Annotated in this window: 15 protein-coding genes; 6 read left to right on the forward strand and 9 right to left on the reverse strand. The window is 61.3% G+C overall.

All coding sequences use genetic code 11. The features are described 5' to 3' along the window. Positions 1 to 5 precede the first annotated feature (5 nt). Genes HK108_RS17005 through HK108_RS17045 form a run of 9 tightly spaced genes read right to left on the reverse strand, consistent with a single transcriptional unit; the run spans position 6 to position 16511 of the window. Positions 6 to 3896 carry a CDP-glycerol glycerophosphotransferase family protein gene (locus HK108_RS17005; RefSeq protein ID WP_181272383.1) on the reverse strand — a complete coding sequence of 1297 codons (3891 nt, stop codon included), beginning with the start codon at positions 3894 to 3896 and terminating at the stop codon, positions 6 to 8. Further along, on the reverse strand, positions 3893 to 7411 hold the full coding sequence (locus tag HK108_RS17010; protein ID WP_181272384.1) for a bifunctional glycosyltransferase/CDP-glycerol:glycerophosphate glycerophosphotransferase: 3519 nt from the start codon (positions 7409 to 7411) through the stop codon (positions 3893 to 3895). Before HK108_RS17010 ends, HK108_RS17005 begins: the two co-directional genes overlap by 4 nt. Next, the gene (locus tag HK108_RS17015; RefSeq protein WP_258233399.1) at positions 7408 to 8289 is read right to left on the reverse strand and encodes a DUF6270 domain-containing protein; all 882 of its coding nucleotides are present in this window, start codon (positions 8287 to 8289) and stop codon (positions 7408 to 7410) included. The genes HK108_RS17010 and HK108_RS17015 overlap by 4 nt, the downstream gene beginning before the upstream one ends. Next, complete coding sequence (locus HK108_RS17020; RefSeq protein ID WP_181272386.1) at positions 8286 to 9593, reverse strand: ABC transporter ATP-binding protein; 1308 nt, start codon at positions 9591 to 9593, stop codon at positions 8286 to 8288. Before HK108_RS17020 ends, HK108_RS17015 begins: the two co-directional genes overlap by 4 nt. After that, positions 9580 to 10461, reverse strand: a complete 882-nt coding sequence (locus HK108_RS17025; RefSeq protein WP_062239295.1) for an ABC transporter permease — start codon at positions 10459 to 10461, stop codon at positions 9580 to 9582. The genes HK108_RS17020 and HK108_RS17025 overlap by 14 nt, the downstream gene beginning before the upstream one ends. After that, positions 10458 to 12203: a glycosyltransferase family 4 protein gene (locus HK108_RS17030; RefSeq protein WP_181272387.1), complete on the reverse strand. Its 1746-nt coding sequence runs from the start codon at positions 12201 to 12203 to the stop codon at positions 10458 to 10460. Before HK108_RS17030 ends, HK108_RS17025 begins: the two co-directional genes overlap by 4 nt. Continuing rightward, the gene (locus HK108_RS17035; RefSeq protein WP_181272388.1) at positions 12200 to 13561 is read right to left on the reverse strand and encodes a glycosyltransferase family 4 protein; all 1362 of its coding nucleotides are present in this window, start codon (positions 13559 to 13561) and stop codon (positions 12200 to 12202) included. The genes HK108_RS17030 and HK108_RS17035 overlap by 4 nt, the downstream gene beginning before the upstream one ends. After that, a complete protein-coding gene (locus HK108_RS17040) occupies positions 13558 to 14595 on the reverse strand; it encodes an MraY family glycosyltransferase (protein ID WP_181272389.1) in 1038 nt (345 codons plus the stop codon). Before HK108_RS17040 ends, HK108_RS17035 begins: the two co-directional genes overlap by 4 nt. Continuing rightward, positions 14595 to 16511: a nucleoside-diphosphate sugar epimerase/dehydratase gene (locus HK108_RS17045; RefSeq protein ID WP_181272390.1), complete on the reverse strand. Its 1917-nt coding sequence runs from the start codon at positions 16509 to 16511 to the stop codon at positions 14595 to 14597. The genes HK108_RS17040 and HK108_RS17045 overlap by 1 nt, the downstream gene beginning before the upstream one ends. A 248-nt stretch (positions 16512 to 16759) precedes the next feature. Between HK108_RS17045 and HK108_RS17050 the strand changes: the two genes are divergently transcribed. From HK108_RS17050 to HK108_RS17075, 6 genes are all read left to right on the forward strand, one after another. After that, positions 16760 to 18652 (forward strand): glycosyltransferase family protein, encoded by a 1893-nt coding sequence (locus HK108_RS17050; RefSeq protein ID WP_229664237.1) that lies wholly within the window; start codon positions 16760 to 16762, stop codon positions 18650 to 18652. Between the two features lie 217 nt (positions 18653 to 18869). Further along, positions 18870 to 19205 carry a hypothetical protein gene (locus HK108_RS17055; protein WP_181272391.1) on the forward strand — a complete coding sequence of 112 codons (336 nt, stop codon included), beginning with the start codon at positions 18870 to 18872 and terminating at the stop codon, positions 19203 to 19205. Further along, complete coding sequence (locus HK108_RS17060; protein WP_181272392.1) at positions 19202 to 21835, forward strand: glycosyltransferase; 2634 nt, start codon at positions 19202 to 19204, stop codon at positions 21833 to 21835. The genes HK108_RS17055 and HK108_RS17060 overlap by 4 nt, the downstream gene beginning before the upstream one ends. Further along, positions 21828 to 22688 (forward strand): hypothetical protein, encoded by an 861-nt coding sequence (locus tag HK108_RS17065; protein ID WP_181272393.1) that lies wholly within the window; start codon positions 21828 to 21830, stop codon positions 22686 to 22688. Before HK108_RS17060 ends, HK108_RS17065 begins: the two co-directional genes overlap by 8 nt. Beyond that, entirely contained in the window at positions 22681 to 25281 is a 2601-nt protein-coding gene (locus HK108_RS17070) for a glycosyltransferase (protein ID WP_181272394.1), read from the forward strand. The genes HK108_RS17065 and HK108_RS17070 overlap by 8 nt, the downstream gene beginning before the upstream one ends. Then, positions 25278 to 26687 (forward strand): polysaccharide pyruvyl transferase family protein, encoded by a 1410-nt coding sequence (locus tag HK108_RS17075; RefSeq protein ID WP_181272395.1) that lies wholly within the window; start codon positions 25278 to 25280, stop codon positions 26685 to 26687. Before HK108_RS17070 ends, HK108_RS17075 begins: the two co-directional genes overlap by 4 nt. The last annotated feature ends 6 nt before the right edge of the window (positions 26688 to 26693 follow it).

Raw genomic sequence — 26693 nt, forward strand, 5'->3', positions numbered from 1 at the left:
ACGCCCTAGGCACCCAGAGCAATCTCAACGAACTTCTCGATCGCGTTGCTACGGAATCCCGATGCGTCGAAACTGCCGCTAGCTGTACACGGATCACCGAGGATCCGAGAAATATCGCGCGCGAGGCCCTCCGGACGATGGTCGATGATGAGGCCGTAGCCACTTTCGAGCAGTTCTGCTGTGCCCGGAGTGAACGCCGCAGCGATGGGGACTCCTAGAGTCATCGCCTCGAGAACGACGATGGGCTGGCCTTCATGCACAGACGGTAGCACGAAGAGATCGGCTCGCTTCAGCGCCGGATACGGGTTTGACCGCTGTCCGGCGAAGTATATCGAATCCGCAATCTCGAGCTCATCAACGTGAGCCAGAAGATCGGCCTCCAGCAGACCCGTTCCAATGATTGTCAGCCGAGCATTGGGCCAGTTCTCGACGATCTTGGGCCACGCGTCAACCAATGCCCTGAAGTTCTTCTCGGGCGACAATCGCCCGATCGACACAACATGGACGTGGCCCTCGTCCAACCATTCACCAAGATCGGAATCAATGTCGTGTTCTGCCAAACTCTCGATCCTCTCGGCATCAAGGACATTCGGCACGGGCTCGTACGCAGTCTCGGAACCGAAACCGGCCGATAGTAGCTTCTCTCGATTCTCCTCCGATAGCGCCTGCGAAACGGGCACTATCGTGTCGAAGCCATCATACCGACTGAACAGTTCCGCAAGCTCCGGATACTTGGTACGCCACTCGTTGACAAGCTGATTGTGCTGCCAGATCAGGTGTCTAGTCCGTTCATCGCCCACATTCGCAACGAAGTCAGCCCAAAGAGTCGCGTATCCATCGAACTCGATAGCGGTCGCAGGTTCGGCGAAGCCGAGAACTCGATAAGACTCACGCCTCCATGCGCGAGTCCTCAATTCCTTCAACGCATCGCTGTCGCCCAAGTCATGGGAGCTGAGTCGGTTGACCGCCCACTGTTCCTCTGGCGTGGCGGTGATGTTTCCGATACGAAAAGCCAAATTTACATACTCCGGAAGCCTCTCCAAGATGTGTTGCCGGCCTTCCTCGCGCCTCATGACATGTCCCTCGACGACCAGGACAATATCCACCTCCGAACCTTCCAAGGCATAGAAGAGCGCGAGCAGCGCGCTTGCAATTCCATTCGGGATGAGACTGGCATGAAACACCAGGAGCGGCCGTTCCTTTCGCTCGCACGCGATTGGCTGAAGCATGAAATCGATCGTTCGACGTGCCGCCGATCCGTCCTCCATCGGCACGAACCTTGCCAATGCCTCTACATCCTCCGGAGTCCTCTCACCACCATCAATGGCGATCAGCGACATCAATTCTTCACGACTCGTGCAGACCCGGCCTGGAAATTCCTCGAGCGACAAATACAAACCTCGGCGGTCGGCATACTCTTCATAATCGGGCGCATAAAAGATAATTGGACGCCCCGTCGTAAGAAAGTCGAACGCAATGGAAGAGTAATCGGTCACGAGCATATCCACGGCAGCCAACAGGTCATTCGTGTCAATGTCACCCGGCACCACCTCGACCGGCAGTTCCACTTCCGTGAGAAGTTTCTCCGTCAGCCTGTGCGCCCGGAAGAGTATCCGATAACCGGGCACGGAGGCCATAGCTGCGAGATCACCGACCAAACGCTCAATATCGAACTCGTGACTATCCACACCGCCACGCCAGGTCGGCGCATACAAGACGACCTTCTCCTCGTCGGGAAGCCCCATGCGCCCGCGGATTTCCAGTCGTACCGTGTCACCGGACGAGACCAGCCTGTCCAGCCGGGGCGACCCTGTGATCCGCCGTGCAGCGGTGGCATAACGGTCAATGCGGTGATCGCTGAAAAGCGCCCAGTCCGTCAGTTCATTCGGCGACGAGACATGGGTCGCCTGCACAAAGTTTCTGGCAAGATTCTCGTATTCAAGAAGCCCTTGTTTCATTGACTTCCCAAGGGCCTTCAAAGGGGTTCCATGCCATGTGTTGAGATATACCTGATCTGCCCTGCGAACGAAATATGGGGCAAAAGAAACATTGTTGATAAGATATTTCGATGTCGCAAGATACTTTAAGTACAGATCGGAATGCATTTCGACGAGAATAACATCATCCCTGCCGGACACCTCGTCGGGTATTCTAGCTTCGGATGAGTGAGCCCAGACATATGTGGAGCCCGCAAATCTTCGGTCGCAAGCCATCTCCCGGAAGAGAGCTAAGGGATGGCATCCGATCGAAGCCCCATGATTACTTTCGAGAAATATGTAGCTGTCCTCGAGCGCTAGAGTCTCCTGGAACTCGGCGAACATGCTCCGACGCCTTGTCTCGGCCCCCTTGAGATACTTCTTGAGGTCAAGTCCGTCTGGAAACCGGACATCGCGCGTGGCCTCCAACGCGTCGAGTGCGGTCTCGACTGACCCCTGGTCGACAAGCAAGTCGACATACTCGGCGACCTGGGCGCGGGACATGTGCTGCCGTCGCCGATCCAGTTCCCGAAGAGCGACGAGCGTCGCTGACGACTCGCCATACGACTTCGCTCTTGTATAAGACTCCTGCCACGTCCCTATGTTCGTCGGCCGGCTCGACCGCCGGTCACTATCAAGCTGCGCGGCATACTCTGAATCCAAGCCACGGAGAAACTCCTTCGCGCTATCCTCCGCAGTGGACGGCTCCCCGGCGATTCCTTGTTCGACCACATCGGATTCCAGCCGGACGCCGAGCGAGAATTTGAGGGCTCGCAAAGCTTCATCCGTCCTGCCCGCCTTACGCGCGGTGACGCCCAGACGGTAATACCAGTGGGTTCTGTCGGGAGAAAGTTGGATCGCGCTGGCATAGGGGCCAATCGCACGATCGTTCTCACCAAGACGTTCGAGCACCACACCAAGACGATAATGACAGTAGGCATTACTTCCATCGGCGACCAGTGACCTCAAGAACCAATCTCTGGCTTCGGACCATAGGTATTGGCGATCGTAGGCGTGCCCGATCTCAAAGGCCAGCCGAGCCTGCTGGAGCCCATCGTGGCAATCCTTGAGCTTCCACTCGTACAGCGCTATGGCCTCGGACCAATATCCACGGTCCCGGAAGAACGCACCCGGACCAAGAACTTTAGCCGCCCCTCCATCCGAAGCGGCCAGATCTTGCAGCAGTCCGGCTGCCCTGGACGTCCGACCGATGGCTTGATAACAACGCGCCATATCGATCTTGTGATCGCGACCGAGTGGGGACAAGGAGTCGGAGGCGAGGAAATGTTCAATCGCCTCGGTGTGCTTGCCCATGCGCGCGGCAAGCACCGCGCGATCGCAAAGCCATTTCGGGTTGTCCAAGTGGTACCGACTGCCCGAACGAAGCGTGTCAAGACGCTTCCATAAAGGTGCGGTGGCTTCAGCCGAATACACGGCGGAATAAGCGTCCGCAACGCGATGTCCACCCCGGATGGCGACATGGTATTGCGCCACGGCGTCCTCGAAGTCGCCCAACTCATTAAGACATCGTCCACGACGAAAGGCAATATTTCCGGCGTCTGGCGCCAAATGTTGGGCAGCCTGGTAGGTGGCATCGGCAGCAACCCAATCTTTGGCGCGTTCAAGGGCGAATCCAAGTTTGTAAAGCGCCGAGGAATTTGTTGGATCTGAGCCCACGCCCCGCGTATAAGCTTCGATGGCACGATCGACCTCACCCCTGCGCAGTGCCAAATCACCATAACGAAGAGCTGTTTCGACATCGGTCTCGGTCGAGGTCGAGGCCAACCACGCGCGTTCGAGATTCGAATCGGCGAACGACGCTCGTCCACCACGCACACCAACCTTGTGCAGCACCATATAGGCACGAACTCGCATAGAGTTGATGACTTCGCTGGTTGCCTTCGGTTGACGCGCTTTCATATCTTTCCTTCATCCGTTCCGGCGGCAGAGGCCATTTCTCTTTGATCTCCTGTCAGGCAGTCGATAAGGGGGCTCAGGTCGGGAGGGCAGCCTCTCGCGACTTGCTTCGCTCCCGCCGAAGCGATCGCATCGACCAATTCGGCATCTGAGTAGGTGAGCTGGGAGTATTCGTTCGCCCAGTGGTCATACATACCTCGTTCTCGCGCATATGCCCTCGCCTCGGTCATATGGTGAATGACCGGTTTCCCCGTGACAGCGAAGTCGAACGCGATAGAGGAGAAGTCTGTCACCAGCACATCCGCAAGGAGGAAAATATCTTCCACATGGGGCCAGCGGCTGACATCGACCACATGGTCCGCGGAGCACGTTTCACTGTCCGTCATATGGTGGGCGCGAACAAGAACCGTCGTGTTCGTTCGGATTGCCAAGCGCCCGGGTTCAAGACAGCCACCCCACGCGGTCCTCGACCCATTTCGGTGCATTTCTCTCCAGGTGGGTGCGTAGAGTACGACCTTTCGGCCGGCGGGAATCCCCAGCTCTTTCCTCAACGAGCGCGATCGGTCTTCGGAGCAGTCGGCAAAAAGGCGAATGTTCCTTGGGTACTGCCCAAGGGCAATTCGCCCCTGATACCCGAGACCCGACCGTAGGTTCTTGACCGCCGAGGCAGACTGGGCAAGCAACAGATCCCACTGCGGTACTTCCGTTTTCATGATACGGCGGTAGCTCAGCGAGACCTTCCGCCGAGGAATGTCCCACAGAAGTCTCTTGATCGGGGTGCCGTGCCATGTCTGCAGGTAAAACTGCCCCGGGCGTTTACGCACATAATAAGGAAAGTTGTTGTTGTTCACCCAGCTCTGCGATGTGGCTAGCGCCCTGTGCCAGACGCCTGTCCCTTCCACGACCGGAATACTGCCCGGCGGTACCTCAACCGTACGATCACGCACAGACCAATACAGGGGGGTTCTTAAATCTCGCTCCAGGACAGCATCAAAGATAGCCCTTGGGTTGTCATTACAACTCTTACCATTGAACGACTCAAACAGGATTCCTTCCCGGATTGGACCCCAATCTCTTTCTCTGAGAGCGAAGCGTCCAAACTTGGTTCTCTCCTTCGGCGACCAGGGTGGAGAAGCTGTGATAGCGACGGAGCCGGAGGCTCTCCCCTCAAGTCGTAAAGTGTTCCATTCAGTAAACACATCGACAGGACGTATCGCGAGCTTTCCTGCGACCCTTGCCCACGACTTGGAAGTGTCGGGGCTGGAGTCAAAGCGAACATGGTAACCGCCCGACAGTGCGGCAACGGTGCCACCTTCGGCCCCGGTCGTCGTCAGGTCATACACAGCGGTAAAGCTACCATCGGCGTGGAATGCAGACTCAGCAGGCTCGATCGTCTGCTCTGATGATTTGAGTACGACCTTGAGTTTTTCCGGCGGGTCTATCCGCCCGATGATCAGCAATCGGTCCCTGTCATTTGTCGCACCAGTGACAGTCACTCGCCGGAAACGCTGCGCTAGTCTCACCTTGCCAGCAGAGTTTGCGGCCAGACGCACACATGAAGTGCCTGGCAAGAGATAGTCCACTGCGGAATGGTAGACATCGACGTCATGGTCGTCTCTTGTCATCGCCGTTAGTTTCCACTGCCGTTCGCCCTTGGATCGAAATTGCTCAGGGAGCTCAGGCAAAGTGGCTGTGAAGATCGAAGGGCCTTGTGGCTTCAGTTGGATGTCATGTTTCGCAGCGCGCATGGTCAAGCTACGGACATTCGCAGAATCGTCGACAGTGACTGTCACGTCCCGCCCGCGGAAATCGACGTTCTTCACTACGACTGGATCAGTCGGCATGGCAACGGGGCGAATCGATAGTTCGCTTCGGTCATCAGCGACGACTGTCATACGTCCCGAATCGCGAATCGGGCTCGGGGCAATCATCCCCACGACTGCTGTGGACACAGCGGGCACCTGAAGATGGTTCCCCTCAATTTCGAACGAACCGATCAGGTCAATACCTCTTGGCGATACGTCTCCCAGACCGGAAACATCAATGGCAACCGTGAACCCACCGGCTTCGTACGTCCGCCAAGGATCACCGACGTCCAAGTCCACTCGATTGTCATTACGAGTCTCTACAGCACAGTCCAGAACAGTCGCCCCATCCATGACGCCCTGCATGCGGAATGTGGTCCGTCCCGGATCGACTCCAGGAATGTATGCGCACCCCTGGAGCTCGATCTGCTGTTCACTGATCCAACGTGCGTTTCGCACGATGACGACGGGTTTGAAGTCGACCGACTGTGCTTTCAGTAGCCTCTGCGGCACGTCGGTCTTCAGCCGAGATAGATACGTCGGCGCGACCATCCAGGTGCCGTCGGCCAGTTCGAGCGGCACGGCTCGGGTCTCTTCCATCCTCGTTCCGAGGACTTCTTCGATATCGTCCAGATCCCCGGACGCCACAATCCACATGTACAGACGTTCCTGTGCAGGCATTAGCTTCCAGGCGCCTTTCGGCATCGACTTTCGAAGAACCCTGGCCGCGTCGCAGAGTGTCTTTCGGAACCGTTTGTTAGCCGTATCGAGGTACTCGGCGTGCATGGCAAGGTCAGTGCCCATCCAGATCGCATATGCTTGCTCGACAACGTGACCCGATGAGTGGTGCAGGGTCTCTCTGAGCACCTCAATGACTTCGAGCTTCGACTGCAGATCACTCAGTTCGGCCTTGCGTTTAGAACGAGTGTCTCGGCCATCGGCCAGTCTCCACGCATACACGTCGTTCGTGAGCACGTCGATTGCCGCGGCGCCGACCAGCGCCCTATAGACAGGCTCTTGGTCTTCGTAGTTGGAGAACCCCCACATTTCCCCCACATGACGGTTCCAGAAGTCGTGCCTGTAAACCTTGTTCCACAGGACAGGCTCTTCCAGCAGTTCCGGCATATCGTCCAACCGCACTGCCAGCCGCTGGCGAGCATGTACTCGTGCGGTCAGCTTCGGCCTTGACCGGCCGGCCGAGCCAACACGAACATACGCTCCAGTGGCAATGTCAGAGCCGGTCCGTTCAAGCGAATCAACCAGCGTCGCATACGCGTTTGCCAGCACCTCGTCATCCGCGTCCGCGAAGGTGATGTACTTGCCACGGGCTTCATCGACTCCACGATTGCGTGCACGTGCTGGGCCTTCGTTAGGTCCAGTAAGGACCGTTACCGGCTGAGCACCGTGAGAATGTTGTTTGGCTTTTTCAACGGTTTCATCGGTCGAACCGTCGTCGACGACGATGACTTCCAAAGACACACCGCTCTGACTGAGGATGCTCTTCAAGCATCGGTCGATGAAGTCACTCGCATTGAATGCGGGAACGATCACGGTCAGCGTCGGAGTGTCCGTGCCATCTTCAATGGGTGGCCCAACGGTCGATGTTCTGGTCGAATTGAGTTCCGATTCGCGCTTACGTCGGAACTCTTTGAATCCTTCGACTCCGCCATGCCGCAGATGCCACAGTGCTTTTCGCCACTGCTGTCCGCTCACATGGCCTCACCACCGTTCTTCATCACCTGCTGCCGGATGCTGTCGACGATCGACTGATAATCGGCATGCCGGTAGTGGAACGGTTGAGGTCCCCACTTATGGTCGCGATCGATTCGGACCTCGCGGCTTTCTCTCACCACTGACGACGCTGACAGCGATCGCGCCTCTTTACGATACCGGATGTAGTCACTATTGGCTGAAAGAGCGCGGTCAGCGTACTCTTCTGCCTCAGTCGGTTTGATGTTGCGCATACTCTGCCAGGCATCGGCGAGTCCGCGGCCTCGGGACAATTCCCTACCTGCTTCGCGTGAACCTCTCTGGAGCCGACGCCACTGCCGCCCTGCCTTGGCGAATCCGTCGTTCTGCGGGTGCTGGGCTCCGTCGACAGCTCCTGCCCATTCGATATCGAGCAGGATCGTCTTCTCCCACAGTCCTGCCGTTTTGAGCCTGCGAATGAGTGTCGCGAATCCACTAATCCAGCTTGAGAAGTGCTCGTCAGTGCCGAACTCGACGAGCCGTGCACCGCTGCGGCGCGCTGCGCGAGCAGCTCCACAGGATTCGATTTCAAGTGAGTTCGTCATTGTCGTACCGTCGGGAAAACGCCAGAATCCCCTTCGTTCATCGACCAGGTCGAGAAGAACGACGTCGAGGTCCTCAGTGTTCTTGGCGATCCGTTCGAGCCCGGTGCCTTTGAGGTCGCTGGTGACCATTCGCTTCTGGAAAGCGGAGGTCAGATCGCTGAGATCGATTCCAGCTGTCCCGTGCGGAGACTCTAAGCTTGTCACCGAGTGCCTGGCCACGTAGGCGACGACTTCGGCTTCGGGCATGAATTCTGCTGTATCCCGGCTCACGCAGGAGCCGAATATTGCAATTTTCATCGGTTCGAATCCTGGTGAACAACATGAGAGTCATCTTCCTGCCGCAGGCGCTGCCGCTCCTCGTAGCGTTCATCTGCGATCTGGCGCGCGCGGGAGGCCAGTCTGCGGCCGGTGAAGTCATCTGCGGCGGCAACGGACGAGGCACGGTCATTCGGGTTCGCTGCCCGCAGAACAACGCGTTTCTTACTGGGGTTCAGTCGCAGAGGCGGGGCATCGGTGATTCGTGGGGCGCTCACCGCCTGAGAAGCCGGTTTGGGCAGAGCCGGGAACTTGGCCTTCGGCATTTCGGCGTCGAAGGACTTTGGCCAGACCTGCTCCTCGGCAGCGGCCAACATCGGAGTCGGCGTCTCTTCGACTTCGTCGACCGTGTCCTGTCGCTTCACATGACGTGCCGGAGCGGCCTTCGTCTTGGACGGGCGCGCTGCGTGCCGCGGGATGGGATTCTTGATGAGCTCGGGCTCGAGGATGTTGATCTCCTCTTTGACCGCGTTGCTCACAACATCGGCCAGGAGCTTGTCCGCGATGTCTTCCTTGCCCTTTGCAACATTCCATGCCCACCAGCGGTATTTCTCTGCGACAGCCTCGGCAGGGCCGTTCATGAGGATCTCGCCTCGGTGCATCCAGACTGCACGAGTGCACAGCTCCTGAATCACTTTTGCGGCATGGTTGACGAGCAGAACCGTTCCTGCTTCGGCAAGGAGCTCGTCCATTGCACGTTCGCTGCGCTCAGCGAACGTCGCGTCGCCGGTCGACAGGGCCTCGTCGATGAGCAGGATCTTCGGTCGCGCGGCCAAAGCGATGGCAAATCGGAGTCTGGCGCCCATACCGGAAGAGTATGTTCCCATCGGTCGGTGGATCGCCGACCCCAACGCCGAAAGCTCAACGACATAGTCGAAGGCTTCTGCCGCCTCTTCGGGAGACAGGCCCATCGCCAGACATCCGAGGCGTACGTTCTCACTTCCCGACAGTGCGGGCTGCAAGGCAGCGCTGACACCGAGCAGAAGCGGTTGATAACGGACGAGGATGCGGCCACGGTCCGGTTGCTCGACCCCGGCGACATTGCGCAGGAAGGTGGACTTTCCGGAACCGTTGGCTCCGACGATTCCCACCATCTCTCCTTCGCGGGCAACGAAATTGACCCCACGCAGCGCTCGCACGGTGGTCTGACCTTGCCGTCCGACGATCTTGTTCGTCAGGCGTCGGACACCAGTTGCCCTGCTGCCGGGATCGTTGGTGTTGACGGTGTACCGGACCTGAACGTTCTCCGCGATGATATTGGGTTCCTGGACCTCAGAGTCGGCCATAGTTCTCCTCCCCTCTCCAGAAGAACAGGAATCCGACGATGAGGAGGCCGAACGCCCAGACTGTGCCGACGATCCACATCTTCGGATCTGTATCCACTCCGTAGAGCAGTGAGTTGCGCACCAGCGTCAGGTAGGCATGCATCGGGTTGTACTGCATAGCTGCCAAGAGTGCCGGGTGATTGTCCAGTCGGTCTTCGATGGAGAAGAACACTCCCGATCCGTAGAGCCAGAATCGGCTGACAATCGACATGAAATTCGTGAGATCTGGGATCTTGTGACCGAGACGCGCAAGGAAGCAGGCGAGACCGACATTGAAGATCGTCTGCAGGATCACAACAGGGATCACCAGAACGATTCTCCACGTGATCTCTTCCAGCGGCGGGGCGATAGCGAGAACGATCACCATGACCAGCAGGGTCGGCATGAAGTCAAGGAAATTGCGGACCACGGTGGAGATCGGTAGCGCTGCACGTGGGAATTGGAAGCCCTTGATCATGGACGCACCGGAACGGATCGCTCCGGTTCCGCCGGTCATGCACTTACCTGTGTAACCGAAGAAGAAGACGCCGACGACAAGGAACCCGAGGAAGTTGTGAATACCTCGCGAGGTCCCCAGGATGTAACCGAAGATGAACCAGAATGCGAGCACCGAAAGCAGTGGATTGAGGAACAGCCACCCGTAGCCGAGTATGTTCTTCCTCGTCGAGCTCGACATCTTGGCTCGGGACTCGGCGATGATGAAGTGGCGGCGGTTCCACAGCGCGGCGAGGTAGCTGCTCAGGCTCGTCCGTCGTCCGACTGGCACGAGGCCTTCGCTCGACACGGACGGGATCGAGCTCAGCCCGAGGGGGTTCTTCGTCTCACTCATCGCACATCACTCCCCACGAGTTGAGAATAGACCTGCCCATATCGTCGTCCGATTTCCTTCCACCTGCGAGTTGCAAGAACGTGTGCTCGTCCATTGTCTCCGAATCTTGCCCGCGCAGTGTCATCGGCGGCGAGTTCGGACAGCAGTTCCGCGAGCTTCTGCGGGTTCTCCGGCGGTGTCGCCAAGCCTGCGCTGTCCGGAACCAATTCACGCAGTGCCGGCAGGTCGGAGATGACGACGGGTCGTCCAAGACCCATCGCTTCGATCGGTTTGATCGGAGTGACCAGACGACAGACTGGTTCATCTTTGCGCGGCACGACGATCACATCGAGCGCGAGTTGGTATTCAATTGCCTGGGCTTGGGAGACCCGTCCGGTGAAGACTGCGTTCTCCCCCAGAACCGCGGCGCGTTCCCGCAGTACCGGCAGGGCGACACCGTCGCCGGCGATGAGGAGACGCAGGTCCGTGCCCTGGCTCCGGGCGAGGATGACGGCATCGACGAGGTCGTCGAGTCCTTCGTATCCGACGATCGACGCTGCCGTGCCGACCCAGACCCCGTCTTCGGGCAGGCCGAGGCTCCTTCTCACCGCGGCCGGAGTGCGGGTGGCATCGGCATCGATGACTGCTTCGGAGACCGAATTCGGGATGAGGGTGATGGTTTCTGCCGGCACTCCCCCGGCGATCAGGTGCTCACGCATCGTCTCGCCCAAGGTGATGACGGCATCGGCCGCCGACGCCACTTCAATCTCCTTGGCCCGCATGAGTGCGAAGCGTTGGCTGTCTCGACGCGCGGAGCGCTCTTCCGGGCTGCTTCCTGCTGCCGCCCACGTCTCTTCCAAGACTCCGCGGACTTCGTAGACCCATGGCAGGCCCGCTGCCTTCGCGGCCGCACCAGTGGCCAAGCCGTTGACGTAGTGCGTTGTCGTGTGGAGGATCTCAGCACCACGTTCGCGGGCTTCAGCAGCGATGTGATTCGCCTGCTCGCTCAGCCGCTCGGATGGCGTGGGTCGTGGCCTCAGAGGCACGTCACGGATGTATTCGACTCCGTCGACGACTTCGACCGGTGCCTGGCTCAGTCGTCCGATGGTCACGGGATACGACGGGCGTGTGATCGCGGCCGTTTGATGGCCAGCGTCCCGCAGAGTGGTGAGGATGGCATGTGACCGGTACGCATATCCGGAGCGGGTATGCGGCAAGGAGTTCGTCAGCACATGCAGCGCCGTCGGATGCTGAGTTCGGTCAAGGTCGGCATTGCCGCGTACACGACGAGCTGTGACATGGCTCGACACCTCCGGCCACCATTGAGGCTGCAGAGACTGTCGCTCATCGAGCAGTCGTGTCCGGCGTGCGCCGTCTGGCAGGACTGCGATGGCTTCGTCGATGTGTCCCTTGGTCCACTCGATACGTGAGCTCAGTGCCTGGGCACCGGGAACGGCAGCCGCGATCGATTCGGCTTCGTCAAGGAGTCCCAAATTGAGAGCGATCTCGCCGAGCAGTCGGGAAGGCGAGGGGGATCCGGCGACCAATGACTTCGCTGTCGTCTCTTCTCCGAGCAGCCACGCGGATGCCGCCCGAGTGGCGTCGCCTGGCATACGTCCGAGTGCTTGTCCGACGAAGCGCGAGGCAGGGCCCGGCAGTCGACGTGCCAACTGCATACCGAAGAACACCCGGTCGTCGTTGATATGACCAGCCGTGGTCAGAACAACGTTCGTCAGCTGTCGTGCGAGGAAGCGCAAGTTCACGAAACCACCCGCTCAAGGAGCCGTTCGTATGTGCGGCCCATTGCGGCCGCCGAAGCATTCCGAACCACCCAGTCGCGTGGGTTCAGACCTGAGGGCGGATTCGATCCGAATTCCTCACCGGATTCGACTCGTTCTCGCATCCTCTTCATTGCCGCGGCTACGGAAGCGACCTCACCGGGAACCGCAACTTCTCCTGCCGCGGTATGGGTGATGATGTCCGCGGCCTCACCGGCAACGACTCCGAGGACAGGAATTCGACGGGCCATCAGCGAATAGAGCTTCGACGGCACAGTGCACGCATAGGAGTCGAGCGAGCTGAGGCTGACGAGCCCGGCATCTGCCCACTCCCAATGGGCCGCGAGTTCGGCACCTGCGATCTGTGGATGGAATTCCACCGGCACACCGTACGCGGAAGCGACGGTCTTGAGTTCGACAGCATCGACGCCATCGCCCACGATTCGCAGTCGCACGCCCTCGGTGCGAGCCAACGCACGAATCGAGGTGCTGAGATCCTGAGATCGCCCGACCGTGCCCACGTACAGCAAGTTGAGTCCACGGCGATCGCCTTCAGCCCTGCCGATGACTTCGCCGCCGGCAGTGCCCGTCTCATCTGCCGTGGGGACGAGGGGAATCGCTCCCGTTGCAGTCAGCCCGGACGCACCTTCCAACTCCGCCGGCGAGACTCCGCTGCGGACGACCTCGGCGGTCACCCCACGCTGTTCCAAACGACGTTTGAAACCCTCCGTGGTGACGACGACGACCGCTGCACGCCGTTGAGCACGAGTGAGCAGGTCCGGCAGCAGTCGATGTTCGAGACGCTGCGTCAGCGACCCGGGAAGAAGCTTCCCAACGGCTCCCGTCACCAGGTTCATCTCCGAAATGAGGTCGGGCCAGGCATCGCGAACTTCAGCGATGTGCGGAACCCGCAGCAGTCGCGACAGAGTGTCGCCGGCCAGCAGAAACGGCAGTGCCGGAGTCGTGGAGACGATGACATCGGGGCGCATTCTGCCCCGCAGCCGATCGATGACCGCTGACATCGCGCCTGTCGCTGACACCGTCTGGTCGAGCAGCTGACGAGCCATCGACGAGCCGCTGTGCAGGTACGGCACGCGGAGGATCCGCTCACCGTCGATTCCGGTGTCCCAGGTACCGCCGAGGCGAACGTCGACTCGACGGCGCCCCCGCCCGACATTGGAGCCAAAGAATCCGTTCCGGTCGGAATACGGGTAGTGCGGGTGTGGTGCCACCGTGATGACGTCGTGTCCGATTGCACGCAGGTGATCGACGAGGATGCGCCACCGTCGCTGCGGTGCGCCGACCTCGGGGTAGTAGTAATGACTGAGCAGCACGATTCTCATGCGGTGACCGCCTCCGTCCGGGCTCGACGGTTCAGCCACATGGGCAGAAGCGCGTAGAGGGCGAGCAACCCGACCCAGAACACATGGGCCGGGTACGTCGTCGCCGTATTTCCGCTGATGAGGGTCGGGATGGCCATAATGCAGGCAAGGACGCTCAGCGCGGCATGGAAAAGCGCAACGGAGCTATGCGGCCACCCTGCCTGCTGAATCCGCTGGTAGATGTGTTCCCGGTGAGGCAAGAGAATGTTCTCTCCGCGGAAGAGTCGCATAACCAGAGTGAGTCCGACGTCGAAGAAGACGAAGATCATCGGGGCGATGATGACGACGATCGGTACTCCCTGTACGAACAGCCATACCGCTAGAGCAAAGACGGCCGCTCCGATTCCGTAGCTGCCCGTGTCGCCGAGGAACGCCTTGGCACGACCGAGGTTGAACGGGAGGAATCCCACAGCAGCACCGGCCAGCGCCAGAGCCAGCAGAGCGATATCGTTCTCGCCCACCCAGGAGCCGACGAAGGCGAACCATCCAGCCGTGACGATGGTCCATTCGGTGACATAGCCATTGAGTCCGTCGACGAAGTTCACGGCGTTGACCGTGGTCACTCCGATGACGGCGAAGGCGATCACATGGGCGATTCCCTGAGTGGAGAACATTGCGATGATCGCGCTGAACAGCAGAGCCAGGATGACCTGTCCGATCAGTCGCCCGGCAGGGCGCAGGGAGTCGAGGTCGTCGCTCATCCCGATGGCCGAATAGCACCAGGTCAGCACCAGGAAACCGATCGGCAGGAGGACGCCGCCGAGGCCGAAGACCCCGTCTTCGCTGATGCTCCAGACCATGGCGAGAATCGTGGCCACGGTGATGCCGCAGCCGATGGCGATCCCCCCGCCGCGGACAGTCGACAGCGTATGTGAAGAGCGATGAGAGGGGACATCGACGACCCCCGCTCGACGCAGCAAGGGGAAGGCGATGAGGGCGCTGAGAGCCGTGACCACCGCGGCCACAACCAGGATCACCAGCGACTGCAGAGCCATCAGCGGCCGACTCCGGTGTCATGTGATTCCACGTCCGGTTCGGCGATTCCTGAGGCGGTCGAGACCGGGCCGATGACATCCGTCGCGTCATCGGCGACCGGTGTCGCTTCGGAATCGAGGAGCCGCGTCAGGTGGCCTTCCAGGGCCGACCGGTGGGTGAAGACCCGCGCGTCTCGAGATTCGGCGACCAGGGCACCGAGCTTCTCCAGATCGATCGGATTAATCGGGACCTGAGTGATCAGCGGGTGATTGGGTCTGCTGTCGACTTCACCCGGCGAAAGCAGCGCTTCAGTGAGCTTCTCCCCCGGGCGAAGACCGGTGTACACGATCTGCGCATCGCTGCGGCCCGACAGTGCGATCACGCGCTTGGCGAGGTCAGCGATGCGGATCGGTTCGCCCATGTCGAGGACCAAGGTCTCTCCGGGGCCGCCGATCGCCGCCGCCTGCAGAACGAGCTCACATGCCTCATCGGCAGTCATGAAGTACCGAGTGACCTCGGGGTCGGTGACAGTGACGGGATCGCCGGCCGCCACCTGAGCCACAAAGGTTTCGAGCACGGACCCTCGGGAACCGAGCACATTGCCGAATCGCACAGACATATAACGCCGCCCGGTTGCTCCTGCCACAGAGGCGATCGCCCGCTCGATGGAGAACTTCGTCCGCCCCAGCACCGAGGTCGCCCCGGCGGCCTTGTCGGTGGAGATGTGGACGAAGGAATCGACGTCGTGAGCCACCGCCGCGTTGAGCAGGTCGAGGCTGGCACCGACGTTCGTGCGCACTGCCTGCTCAGGGAAGCGCTCGAGGAAAGTCAGATGCTTGAGAGCAGCGGCATGGAAGATGATGTCCGGCTTCGCCTCGGCGACGAGGGCATCGATGAAAGCTGGATCTCGCAGGTCTCCGAGGACGAGGTCGTCACTGGTCAGAAGGGCTGAACCTTCGAGGCCGAGCTCGGTTGCGTGCAGGCCGGATTCGTCCCGGTCGGTCATGATGAGTCGGGCCGGGTCGAACCGGGCGACCTGGCGGCACAGCTGTGAGCCGATTGAGCCGCCCGCCCCGGTGACGAGGACGACCTTGCCTGTGATCGCCGAGGCGATGTCGTCGATATTCGTCGAGATCGGTTTGCGTCCGATGAGGTCTTCGAGGCTGACATCGCGGAAGCTTCGGTGACGCAGGTCGGCGACGTCATGGGCGTCCGGTTCGGGACGGGCCAGCGCGGAGTCTGAAAGCTTCGGCATGATCTTGATCTCGACCGGCCGGGACTCGAGATTCGATGCGATGCGGGAAAGATCTTCGGGAGGCAGGTCAGAGATTGCAATGATGACTGCTCCGGCGCCGGTGCGATCGACATGGGCGGCGATGTCGGCGATCGGTCCGAGCACGCGAATTCCATTGTAGCGCAGATGCCGTTTGGCAGGGTCATCGTCGAGGATGCCGACAGCGACGAATTCGTTGTGCGAGTCCTGAGCGATCATGTCGAGGGCGAGCATGCCCTGGTCCCCCGCGCCGACGACGATCGTGGGCCGAGAAGCGCCGGACGTGGTGAGGCTGCGTTGCCTCATATTGCGACGAATCCAGTTCTCGAGGCTCTTGACCACCACCATGAGCGCTCCCGCCGTGATGGGGACGCTGGTCGGGATGAGCAGTTGACTGGCGAGCGCGAATTCGGCCACCCACATGATGCCGACGCCCAAAGCAACTGTTCCCACGATGGCAGCGAACTGATCGGTTGAGCCGCGTCGGTAGCGTCCGCGGTAGATCGCCAGGGGCCCGCCGACGAGGAAGACGACCAAAGCGATTGCCGAACAGACGAACATGCCCGGTGCATTGACGAGATGAGTGTGGAAGTCGTACCGCACAAGTGTCATCGCCACGACGAGGAACGCGAAGACGAGACCATCGATGAGTGACAGCGCCATGGCTCTGCCGTGCCGCCTCATTGGGGTCCGTGAGGGAATGGGTCCTGAGCTGCTTCCCACTGTCCTCATTTCATCCTGGTTTCCCCGTCCGACTTCGCGAAGCCGCTTGCAACTTTCCGATTGTACTATTGGCGTTAACAGGTTTCACACATAAATGACGTTGTGAACTTTGAGCGTCGACAGCCGTCGCCTGACTTCGATTCACTTCCCCGTCACGCACCCTGGCTACCGCCGAGAGGATCCGATCCGTGCCACAAACTCCACTTCGCACGCTGAGAACTGCTGTGTGGCATCTGCGCAACGGCGGAATCAGCCAAGTCGCGAAGTGGCGGCGTCGCCGTTCGTTGGCCCAAGGAGCCGCAGAAGCCTCCGCCGAGGTCGCTACAGGCAGTCTGTCCGCGGAGGTCCTCGGGGAGCTGTTTCCTCCTCTGCCGGTGCAGCATCGCCTTCCGGTCTTCGAACGGTTGTCGGTTGGGGTCGTGCTCGACGAGTTCTCGACCGAGAGCTTCGGCTTTGAGTGGTCGCTCCGCCCGCTGTCGCCGACACAGTGGTTAACCGAGCTCGACGGTCTCGACTTCGTCTTCGTCGAGTCCGCCTGGAGTGGCAATGACGGTCAGTGGAAGTTCAAGCTCACGAGCCCGTCGGGTCCGAGCACAGAGATCGCCGAACTGCTCGGCGAGTGCCGCCGCCGAGGCATTCCGACCGTCTTCTGGAACAAAGAGGATCCCCCGCACTTCGAGGACTTCCTGCCCCTGGCACAGAAGTTCGACGTCGTCTTCACCAGCGATGTCAGACTGATCCCCGAGTACCGCTCCAGACTCGGTCACGACAGGGTCGCCGCCCTGCCGTTCGCCGCACAGCCGGCGGTCCACAATCCCTCACGTCCTGCGCGGAATGCCGCCGCCAGGGACATTGCCTTTGCGGGCATGTACTTCGCCCACAAGTATCCGGAGCGCAGGGAGCAGATGGACCTGCTGCTCGGTGCCGCTGACGCCGTATCGCCGAGGATGCAGTACGGGCTGGAGATCTTCTCCCGTTTCCTCGGCAACGATGAGCGGTATCAGTTCCCAGGCAACCTGGCCGGGCGTGTGGTCGGGTCGCTTCCGTACCGCAATCTGCTCACGGCATACAAACATTTCAAGGTCTTCCTCAACGTCAACTCCGTCACCGACTCTCCGAGCATGTGTGCGCGCAGGATCTTCGAGATCAGTGCCGCCGGCACCCCCGTCGTCACCACCCCGAGTGCGGCGACTCGAGAATTCTTCCCCACCACCGAGGTCCCCCAACCCGAAACCCAGGAAGAAGCAGAGTGGACTCTGCGTGCCTACGTGCGCAGTCCTGAGCTGAGAGACCGCACCGTCCATCTTGCCCAACGACGCATCTGGGCGGAGCACACCTACACTCACCGAGCGATGACGGTGATGGATTCGCTCGGCCTGGACTATGCGCAGCCATTCCCCACGTCCGTCTCGGCTGTGGTGTCGACGAATCGGCCGGACCACCTCGGCGAGGTTCTGCGGACCCATGCCGCGCAGCTGCACACGGATAAGGAGCTCGTGCTGGTGGCCCACGGCTTCGCGGCACCTGCCGATCTGCGTGCCCGCGCCGCACAAGCAGGGGTTGAGCATCTGCAGATCGTCGAGGTCGACTCTGCGCAGCCGTTGGGCGTCTGCCTCAATCGCGGAGTTCAGGCTGCCTCCGGCGACGTCATCGCGAAGATGGACGACGACGATGTCTACGGAGCGCACTACCTGGGCGATCAGCTCGCGGCACTGCGCTATTCGAATGCCGATCTCGTCGGCAAGCAGGCACACTATCTGCATATCCGGGGCCGTGACATCGTCATCTGCCGTTTCCCCGAACGCGAGCACCGGTTCACCGACCTCGTCATGGGCCCGACCCTGATGACGCATCGGTCGACGCTGCTGGACAACCCGTTCGCCGAACGCACCCTTGGTGAGGACACTGAGCTCCAGCAGAGACTCGTCGGCTCCGGAGCCCGGATCTACTCGGCAGACAGGTTCAACTTCGTCCAGGTCCGTGGCGACCATGCCCACACGTGGAGCGTCGACGACAGTCACCTGTTGGCCAACGGGAATATCCACGCCTTCGGCTACGCTCCGGGCCACTACTGCTTCTGAGGTTCCGGTCCTCGGCTCTCGCCCGAACACTCGCTCGGCCGTATTGAGCGGCCCGCGGAATTCTTCGTATGCCCCAGGTGAACTGTTGGTGAAATGGGCGGTTTCGGTCTGCTCCGGTCAGTAGCGTGGCGGTCATGCTGTGAAGATTTCGCAGTGGGACGCCACCGCTTCCGGTGGCCAGAAGTTCCATTGCGGACGTTGGACAACTGGAGCCCATTTGAAGACCACCACGACCGGAACCGAGGACCTCGACTCCGTCCGCGAGAACGTCTCTCGTGTCATTGATGAGACTTCGTCCCTCAATGCCGAACTCGCCAAGGAACTCATCAGCGCCTACGACCGGGAGTCGAAGCTGCTGGGAGGCATCAACAAGCGCGAGAAGGAGATCGAGCGGCTGAAGAACGAAGTCGCGAAACGGGATGCGAAGCTCGCCTCGGTCAATGAACGACTCGAACGACTGCTGGGCTCCAAAGCCATGCAGGTTCAGCGCGCCTACTGGCGCCTGCGCCGTCCGCAGCGCGGCACCTCCCAGCAGAAGGGTGGTCAGCAATGAAGGACGCCGATATCAAGAAGCGGCAGGCCGCTCTCGACACCCGCATCAAGGAACTGAAGGCAACCCGCACGCGCCAGAAGTCGCTCGGCGTGCACACGCAGTCGGACTATTTCATCGACGGACTGCTCGGACGGCACCCCTACATCGACCTGGCCGAATCGCGTGAGGAGTACATTGAGCGCCACCGGTCCTTCGCAGCCCCGGTCGAAAGCAAGATCTCAGCCCTCATCAAAGAGTCTCAGCAACTGCCGACAACCTCCGGCCAGCATTGGGATACTCGCCGGAAGCTGCGCATCGGGATCATCGCCGACCGGTTCCTCTTCGACTCGCTCAAGGACGCGGCTCATGTGGTGCCGATCAATCCTGAGACCTACGAGCAGGACATGGCGGATATCGACCTGCTGCTCATCACCTCGGCCTGGCGCGGGCTCGCTGACGAATGGTTCAATGTCGCCCTGTCCGGTTCCCCTGCACGTCAGATCCTCGAGTCGAAGGTCGTTCCCTTCGCCCGCGCGAACGAGATCCCGATCGCCTTCTATTCGAAGGAGGATCCACCGAACTACGAACAGTTCGCTCCCCTGGCGAAATTCGCCGACCACGTGTTCACCAGCGCCGTCGAATGCGTACCTCGCTACCGTGAGTACCTCCACCACGAAGTGCCCGTGACTGTTCTGCCCTTCGCGGTGAACTTCGTCCATCATCATCCGCTCGGCAGCATGCGCCATTCCGGTCGCGAGTTCGTCTTCGCCGGCTCCTGGTTCGAGCACAAGTATCCGGAGCGAAAATCATCCGCCCAGCGGATCTTCGACGGACTGCTGTCGGCCGGAGCGGATCTCACGATCGTCGACCGCAACCTCGAACTCGACACCGAGAAGTTCGCGAAGGCCGAACGCTATCTCTTCCCTGAACGGTATCTGCCGCATCTGCACCGGCCCATCGATCACGAGACTTTGTTCGATCTGCAGCGGCTTCTGCCCGTGGGCATCAATCTCAACTCCGTTGTGAACTCCCAGTCGATGTACGCCAACCGGATCATCGAGCTGCAGGCGATGGGAACGTTCATCGTCTCGAACTACAACGCGGGCGTGAACTCCCTCTATCCGCAGGTGTGCATGCCTGACTCCGCTCTCGACATGGAGCAGACGTACCGGGCGCTGACACAGCACAGCATCCGAGAAGCTCAAGTGGCGGGAATCCGCGCCGCTTTCACTGCCAACACCGCGTTCGACCGTATCGACACGATCGCCGAGGAGATGGGACTGGACTCCGGTTCTCCCGATCACACGGTCTACGTCACCGGACTGACGGAATCGGATTTCGACACCTTCCGCCTGGCCCAGTCGTATGCGGGTCCGGTGGAGGTTCTTCCACACGACTCCGACCGGGTCGCCGGCGCTGACGGCGACGTCGTCATCGACCTGACCGGGGATTCCGATTTCGGTCCTCACCTCGTGCAGGACGCGGTGAATGCATTCCGCTTCACCGACGTCGACGAGGTCCGGATTCTGCCGATCGATACGACCGAGCCTCTCTACGAATTTGTCGATCCGGTCGACTCCGACCAGCGCATCACCGTCACGTGGTTCCCGGCCGGAAGCCGCCTCGGTGACGGTGTCGGACCTGAGCGCAGGACGCTGGCGATCGCCTCGGATCTCGCTGTCGAGCGGGTCGAGACGATCGAGGTCACGGCAGAACCCGAAATCAGCGTGATCGTTCCCGTCTACAACAACGGTCCGCATCTGAAGTTCAAATGCTTCGAATCCCTGCGCCGGTCATCGATCTTCGACCGCTGCGAGGTCCTCCTCGTCGACGACGGTTCCACCGACATCGAAACGCCGGCGGTCCTCGACGAACTCGACCGCGCCTATCCCAATGTTCGAGTCCACCGCTTCCCTGCCGGCGGGTCGGGCAGCGCTTCGCGTCCACGCAACAAGGGGCTCGAACTCACCCGCACTCCGTACGTGACGTATCTCGATCCGGACAATGAGCAGACGAACGACGGTTTTGCGCTGCTGCTCGAGATGGTCGAAGAGCACGGATACGACTTCGCCATCGGCAATATGATGCGGTTCAAGCACAACCGGATCATGGTCAAGAACGCGGGCATTCTGCGTCCGGTCGTCGGCGAGGAGGGTGTCCTCGAGGACGATGCGCTCTCTAGAGTGAAGTTCCAGCCGATGAGCATCCAGGCACTCGTGGCCGACGCTCAGTGGCTGAAAAGCCTCGGCATCTATCAGCCGATCGGCGCCGTGGGACAGGACTCCTACTTCTTTCAGCAGATGCTCTTCCACGCCCGCCGGATCGGGCTGACGTCGACTCCGATCCACACCTACTATGCGGCGGTGACGAACTCGACGGTCAATGCCATCGGCCCGCGCTTCTACGAGAAGTATCTGCCCTTGGAGGAGGACCGGTCTGCGTGGCTGCGCGAGGTCGGTCTGCTCGAGGACTACAACGCCAAACGGCTCGAACCCTTCGTCAAAGGATGGTTCGTCCAGAAGCTCGCGTTCGCCGCCGACGAGGATATCGATGAGTGCAAGAGCCTCATCCGTCGACTCACGCGGTTCTACGGCAAGACATCGTGGAAGGACGCCGAGCTCGCCGAACTCCATGCCGTCACACATGTCTGAGGTCGCACTCAGCGAAGAGCCCCCATTCGAGCGACTGGGCACGTTGCTGCCCGGAGACCGCATCGAACGACGCCCCGGTCTCTTCCAACGCTTCGATTTCCACGCCGGAACGGTGACGGTTCCCGCGCTCCTGTGGTCGAGGGACGAGCCGACGGGCCGGCTCGTCATCGCCTTCAACGGAGCAGTCCGGAGGACTCCGGGGAAGGATCCGCAGGAGATCTTCCAACGGCGGACCTGGGTCGACGACTTCGACGCCGATGTCCTCTTCATCTCCGATCCGACGCTGCGCACGGACAATCAGATCAGCATCGGATGGGGGCAAGGAGCTCCCGGCCGCTTTGCGCTGCCCGCAATGGCCCAGACGGCCCGTTTCGTCGCAGAGTGTCTCGAGGTTCCGTCGGCTGCTCGCCTGTATTTCGGGACCAGCGCGGGAGGCTTCCAGGCTCTCCAAGCAGCCGCCCGCGACGAAGGCAGCCGTGCCCTGGTGAACAACCCGCAGATCGACTGGACGAAGTACATCCCGGTCTACGTCACCACGATCGCCCGCCAGTCCTATGAGGGTGCGACTCCGGAGGACACTTCGGAGAACTTCCCGGACAGAACATCGACCGCTCACGCCTTCGCCGAGTTCGGGCATATCCCCCGAACTCGCTGCCTGCTCAATGCCGCCAGCGAGAACGATGCCCTCGCGCAGCTGCCCGCGCTTGTCGACGCTCTGCCCGCTCAGTCCGGTGAACGATCCTGTTTTGATGTATCGCTGTATTCCGACGTCCGCGGCGGTCACAATCCACTGTCCAAAGCCGCCACCGCCGCGGCCGTCAACGCTATCGTCAGCGAGGCCGCGGATGAGTGAACGCATCGAGGTCGACACCCGTGAAACAGCACTTGAACCTGTGTTGGAGTCCGTTCCTGCTGTCGACTCGGCGAGTGAGAGCAGCCGAACCGTCCGCGTTCCCGCTGAGAATCCGATTGTCGACGGCATCGCAGCTGCCGCTCGACTGCTGTCCGAGCATTCCGATGACCTGGAGACGGCCGCGCGGAAGATCAGCTCCGTGCTCAACGGTCTGACGTCTTCGGCAACGGTCTGCCGGATTCTCTTCCACACTGCGGTGGCCGAAGGTTCATCGCTGCGATCGCGGTTCGTGGCTGACCTGTTGGCCAGCAACGGCCGTGCCCAGCTGGCACGTCTGCTGGCCGATCAAGCGGTCGCGACAGGGGCGAAGCCCTGGCAGAGGAGACGGTTGGAGTCCCTCATGCAGGATGCTCCGAACAGCAACTTCGGTGAGGGCGACCGCCGATCATTCGATCTGACCATCGCTGCTGACGGGACGACCACGCTCGAGTCAACAGGGTCGGATGTGCAGCCAGCGGCTCAACACGAGCTGCGTGCCGTCACCCGCTCTCTCGATGCGAATGCAGACTGGCTCGCCGAACTTGTGTGCGCCCTCGATGACACCCCCGTCGGCATTCAGCACGACGTCGTCTGCATCCGGATTGCGCCGACTGAGTTCGCTCGCCAAGCGCTGACACCGGTGCTGGAGACCCTCGCGATCCTGCCCGTCGTACCGATCCTCGTCGCCGAGTCTGTCGCGGCAGCACTGTCGACCTCTGACTCGGTGGGTCGGCCTCTCCTCGATCGGGCTCGCGTCATTCTGCTCACACCGAACCGATCAGGACAGCAGACGATCATCTCGATCCGCGGCTCCGAACTGCTCGACGCCGGACCGAGCTCGGACCTCGTCCTACCGACGGATGTCGATATCCAAGCGCTGGGAGCCGCCCTCGGGCTGACGACCATCGTCGAGTCACCTGTGCTGGCCAAACACGTACGCACGGTCGTCGACTCTCTTCGGATCGAATCATCCCGACTGCTGCCCCTGTCCTCTGCGACCAGAGCGTTCGCCCGGCAGCTGCGGTTCCGGGGAACGCGACGGCAGAACGCTCCGGTTCGCAATATTCTGACCGGACACCTTCTGGCCACCGGCTTCTTTGCTGAGGCCATGGCTCTCGCCGATACCGTGCCGCCCTCCGACCGCGGGAAGGTCTACCGCGCGCGACGCATCCGTGCTCTCTTCGGAACCGGACGCTTCGACGAGGTCGCCGACACTGCCGAGTCCGCGATCGCATCCGCCGCGGACCGGCCTCTCATCAGCGAGTCCGCAGCCGCCTCGGCGATGCTGCGCGAGCTCGAATCCGTGTCCGAGAACACCTCGGTGCCGTTCGAGCCCGTACCCGGGAGGATCCTCACCATCCTCCACGCGAGCGCACCGGACCAGAGCGGCGGCTACGCGGTTCGCGCACACAGCGTCCTCAAGACCATCGCTGCCAACAACTTCGAGGTCATCGCTCTCACCCGTCCGGGCTTTCCCGAGGCCGCGAACTCGTTGGGGCCGGGGGCGACCGCCGAGGTGATCCACGATGGGATCCGTTACCTGCGCTTGGGCAGCGATTCCGCCCGCTCCGACGGTGAGTTCGCGTACATGCGCGAGGCCATCGAGCATTTCGCTGAGGTGATCCGCCGTGAACGACCGTCGGCCGTCCATCTGCGTTCGACCTATGTCTCGGCTCTGCCGGGGCTCATCGCGGCCAAACGCTTCGGCCTGCCCGTCGTCTACGAGGTCTCGGGCATGTGGGAACTCGTTTACGAGGCCGCGAACACCGCCCGGATGGAGGGCCGTCGTGCACGCACCGTGGTGCTGGAGAACGCAGTGTTGGAGCATTGCGACGAAGTCCTCACCATCACCGAGGCGATGCGCGACATCATCAGCGACAGAGTGCACACTCGACGCCCGATCGGCATCATGCCCAATGCCGTCGATACGGCCGAGTTCGCGTCTGCGGAGAAGAACCCGCAGGTGCTCTCGAGATTCGGTTGGAGCGCCGACGACCCGGTCATCGGATACATCGGCACGTTCGTCGGCTACGAGGGTCTCGACATCCTCGTTCGTGCCATCGCTCTGGTCCGCAGCCGCGGAGTCCAGGTGCGCGCGCTGCTCGTCGGAGACGGCGCAGAGTCGACCCGGATTCGGTCGCTGGCAGCCGATCTCGGCCTCGACGAATCGACTATCGCCTTCACCGGGCGCGTCCCTCATGACGAGGTCGCCGACCTCTATTCGGTCATCGATGTCTGCGCCTATCCGCGCCTGCTCACCCCAGCGACCCGTGCAGTCTCGCCGCTCAAACCCTTCGAAGCGATGGCGGCGAAGAAGTCCGTCATCGTCTCCGACGTCCCGGCTCTCGCGGAGATCGCCGGATACGGCGGGCGCGGTCTCGTTGTGCCCAGCGGTGACGTCGAGGCTCTCGCCGAGGCGATCAGCGCAGTCATCGAGGATCCTTCCGCGACGCTGTCACGGGTGGAGGCCGCGGCCGCATGGACGGAATCGGAGCGCAGCTGGTCGGCGGTCGGTGCGGTCATGGGATCGGCGCTCGATAGGCTGACGTCATGACACGGACGATGCTGTTCTACGGGCATGTCGCCTCGAACTGGGGCGACCTCGCCATCAATGCCGGTGCCCTCGAACTGATGCGCCGGGCCGAGGTCGACATCGAAGGCTCGACGGCTGTCCTCCTCGCTCCTTCGGACCAGTTCCGCAGGCAGGCGGGCTTCACCCTCAAGGGCACGAAGCAGCTGATCGTTCCCTCTGACGGCCGTGCACGCGGTGGCCGTGACGAGGTCGAACTGCTCATCGACTATGTCGCTCATCCGCACCAGTTCGCCGAAGATGTCGGTATGGCCGATGTCGACCTCGTCGTCCTCAACGCCGGCGAGCATCTCTTCGAGTCGGCGACCGGAGAGAACCTCATCGACCTCGTGTGGAGGATCCTCCCGGCACTTGCCGCGCAGTCGCTGAAGAAACCAGTCGTCCTGCTGCCGTCGACCGTCGGCCCGTTCCGCACATCGTTCGGGACCGCGCTCGAGGAGTTCCTCCACCAGGGCGTCGACGCCGCAGCTTACCGTGATCTCGAGTCCCGGAGACTCGAGTCGCCCGACCTCGGTCAGGAGCTTCCGGTCCTCCTGGATCCCGGCTTCTTCGTGCCGGGTCTTCGGGCTCAAGAGGATGAGAATCGCGACGAGGATGTCCTCGGCATCGTCCTGCGGCCCGAGGACATGGGAATCCGTCCGGGGCCCCGTCGTTCGGCATTTGTGCAGAACAAACTCCGAGAATCGCAGTTCCGCAGCTCTCAGGCGTTCCAACTCTTCACCTCGGTGGCCGAAGCCCATCTGGCCGACGGAGGGCGGGTGAAGGTCATCGTTCAGACCCGAGCCGACCGGGAAATCTCCACGGCGGTCGCCGACCATCTTATCGAGATCGCCGGTTCGGACAGGGTCGAACTCATCGATCCGGCCGGATTCCGGTCGTTCGTCGACGAGCTCGGCCGCCTCGGCGCATTGGTGACATCTCGCTTCCATTCGGTCATCCTCGCCTCGTCTCAGGCGGTGCCGACCGTGGGCGTGTATTCGGAGACGCACGGGCACAAGATGCCCGGGCTGTTCGAGCTGCTCAAATTTCCTGACTGCGCCGTGCGTCTGGATGACCGCAGCATTTCGGCAGTGCGCGACGAAGTCGACGCGGCGCTGTCCACGGTCCGCGGCTCCATCGACGAGATTCACAATCGGATCCGGGCGAACAGAACCCTAGTCCGTCGCTGGTTCGCCGAGGCGATCGCCTCGCAGGAGACGACGATATTCGACACGTCTGCACTGAGGATCGAGGCGTTGGCGCTGCTCTATCGGGCAGGGCTCGAACGCGCGCAGAAGGAATCGCTGTCCCAAGTGCTGCAGGCAGTGCACGATCTGCGCGACGCCGACAGCCGCTCAGATGGCAATGCACCCGGCGCAGAGCTGCGCTGAGAACGA

The organism is Brevibacterium sediminis (assembly GCF_013623905.1).
GTDB classification, from domain to species: Bacteria; Actinomycetota; Actinomycetes; order Actinomycetales; family Brevibacteriaceae; genus Brevibacterium; species Brevibacterium sediminis.

Coding starts and splice junctions, on each gene's coding strand:
- HK108_RS17075 (WP_181272395.1), top strand. CDS start 25,278: ATGACACGGACGATGCTGTTCTACGGGCATGTCGCCTCGAACTGGGGC.
- HK108_RS17025 (WP_062239295.1), bottom strand. CDS start 10,461: ATGAGTGAGACGAAGAACCCCCTCGGGCTGAGCTCGATCCCGTCCGTG.
- HK108_RS17020 (WP_181272386.1), bottom strand. CDS start 9,593: ATGGCCGACTCTGAGGTCCAGGAACCCAATATCATCGCGGAGAACGTT.
- HK108_RS17060 (WP_181272392.1), top strand. CDS start 19,202: ATGAAGGACGCCGATATCAAGAAGCGGCAGGCCGCTCTCGACACCCGC.
- HK108_RS17015 (WP_258233399.1), bottom strand. CDS start 8,289: ATGAAAATTGCAATATTCGGCTCCTGCGTGAGCCGGGATACAGCAGAA.
- HK108_RS17045 (WP_181272390.1), bottom strand. CDS start 16,511: ATGGCGCTGTCACTCATCGATGGTCTCGTCTTCGCGTTCCTCGTCGTG.
- HK108_RS17070 (WP_181272394.1), top strand. CDS start 22,681: ATGAGTGAACGCATCGAGGTCGACACCCGTGAAACAGCACTTGAACCT.
- HK108_RS17065 (WP_181272393.1), top strand. CDS start 21,828: ATGTCTGAGGTCGCACTCAGCGAAGAGCCCCCATTCGAGCGACTGGGC.
- HK108_RS17005 (WP_181272383.1), bottom strand. CDS start 3,896: ATGAAAGCGCGTCAACCGAAGGCAACCAGCGAAGTCATCAACTCTATG.
- HK108_RS17035 (WP_181272388.1), bottom strand. CDS start 13,561: ATGAGAATCGTGCTGCTCAGTCATTACTACTACCCCGAGGTCGGCGCA.
- HK108_RS17040 (WP_181272389.1), bottom strand. CDS start 14,595: ATGGCTCTGCAGTCGCTGGTGATCCTGGTTGTGGCCGCGGTGGTCACG.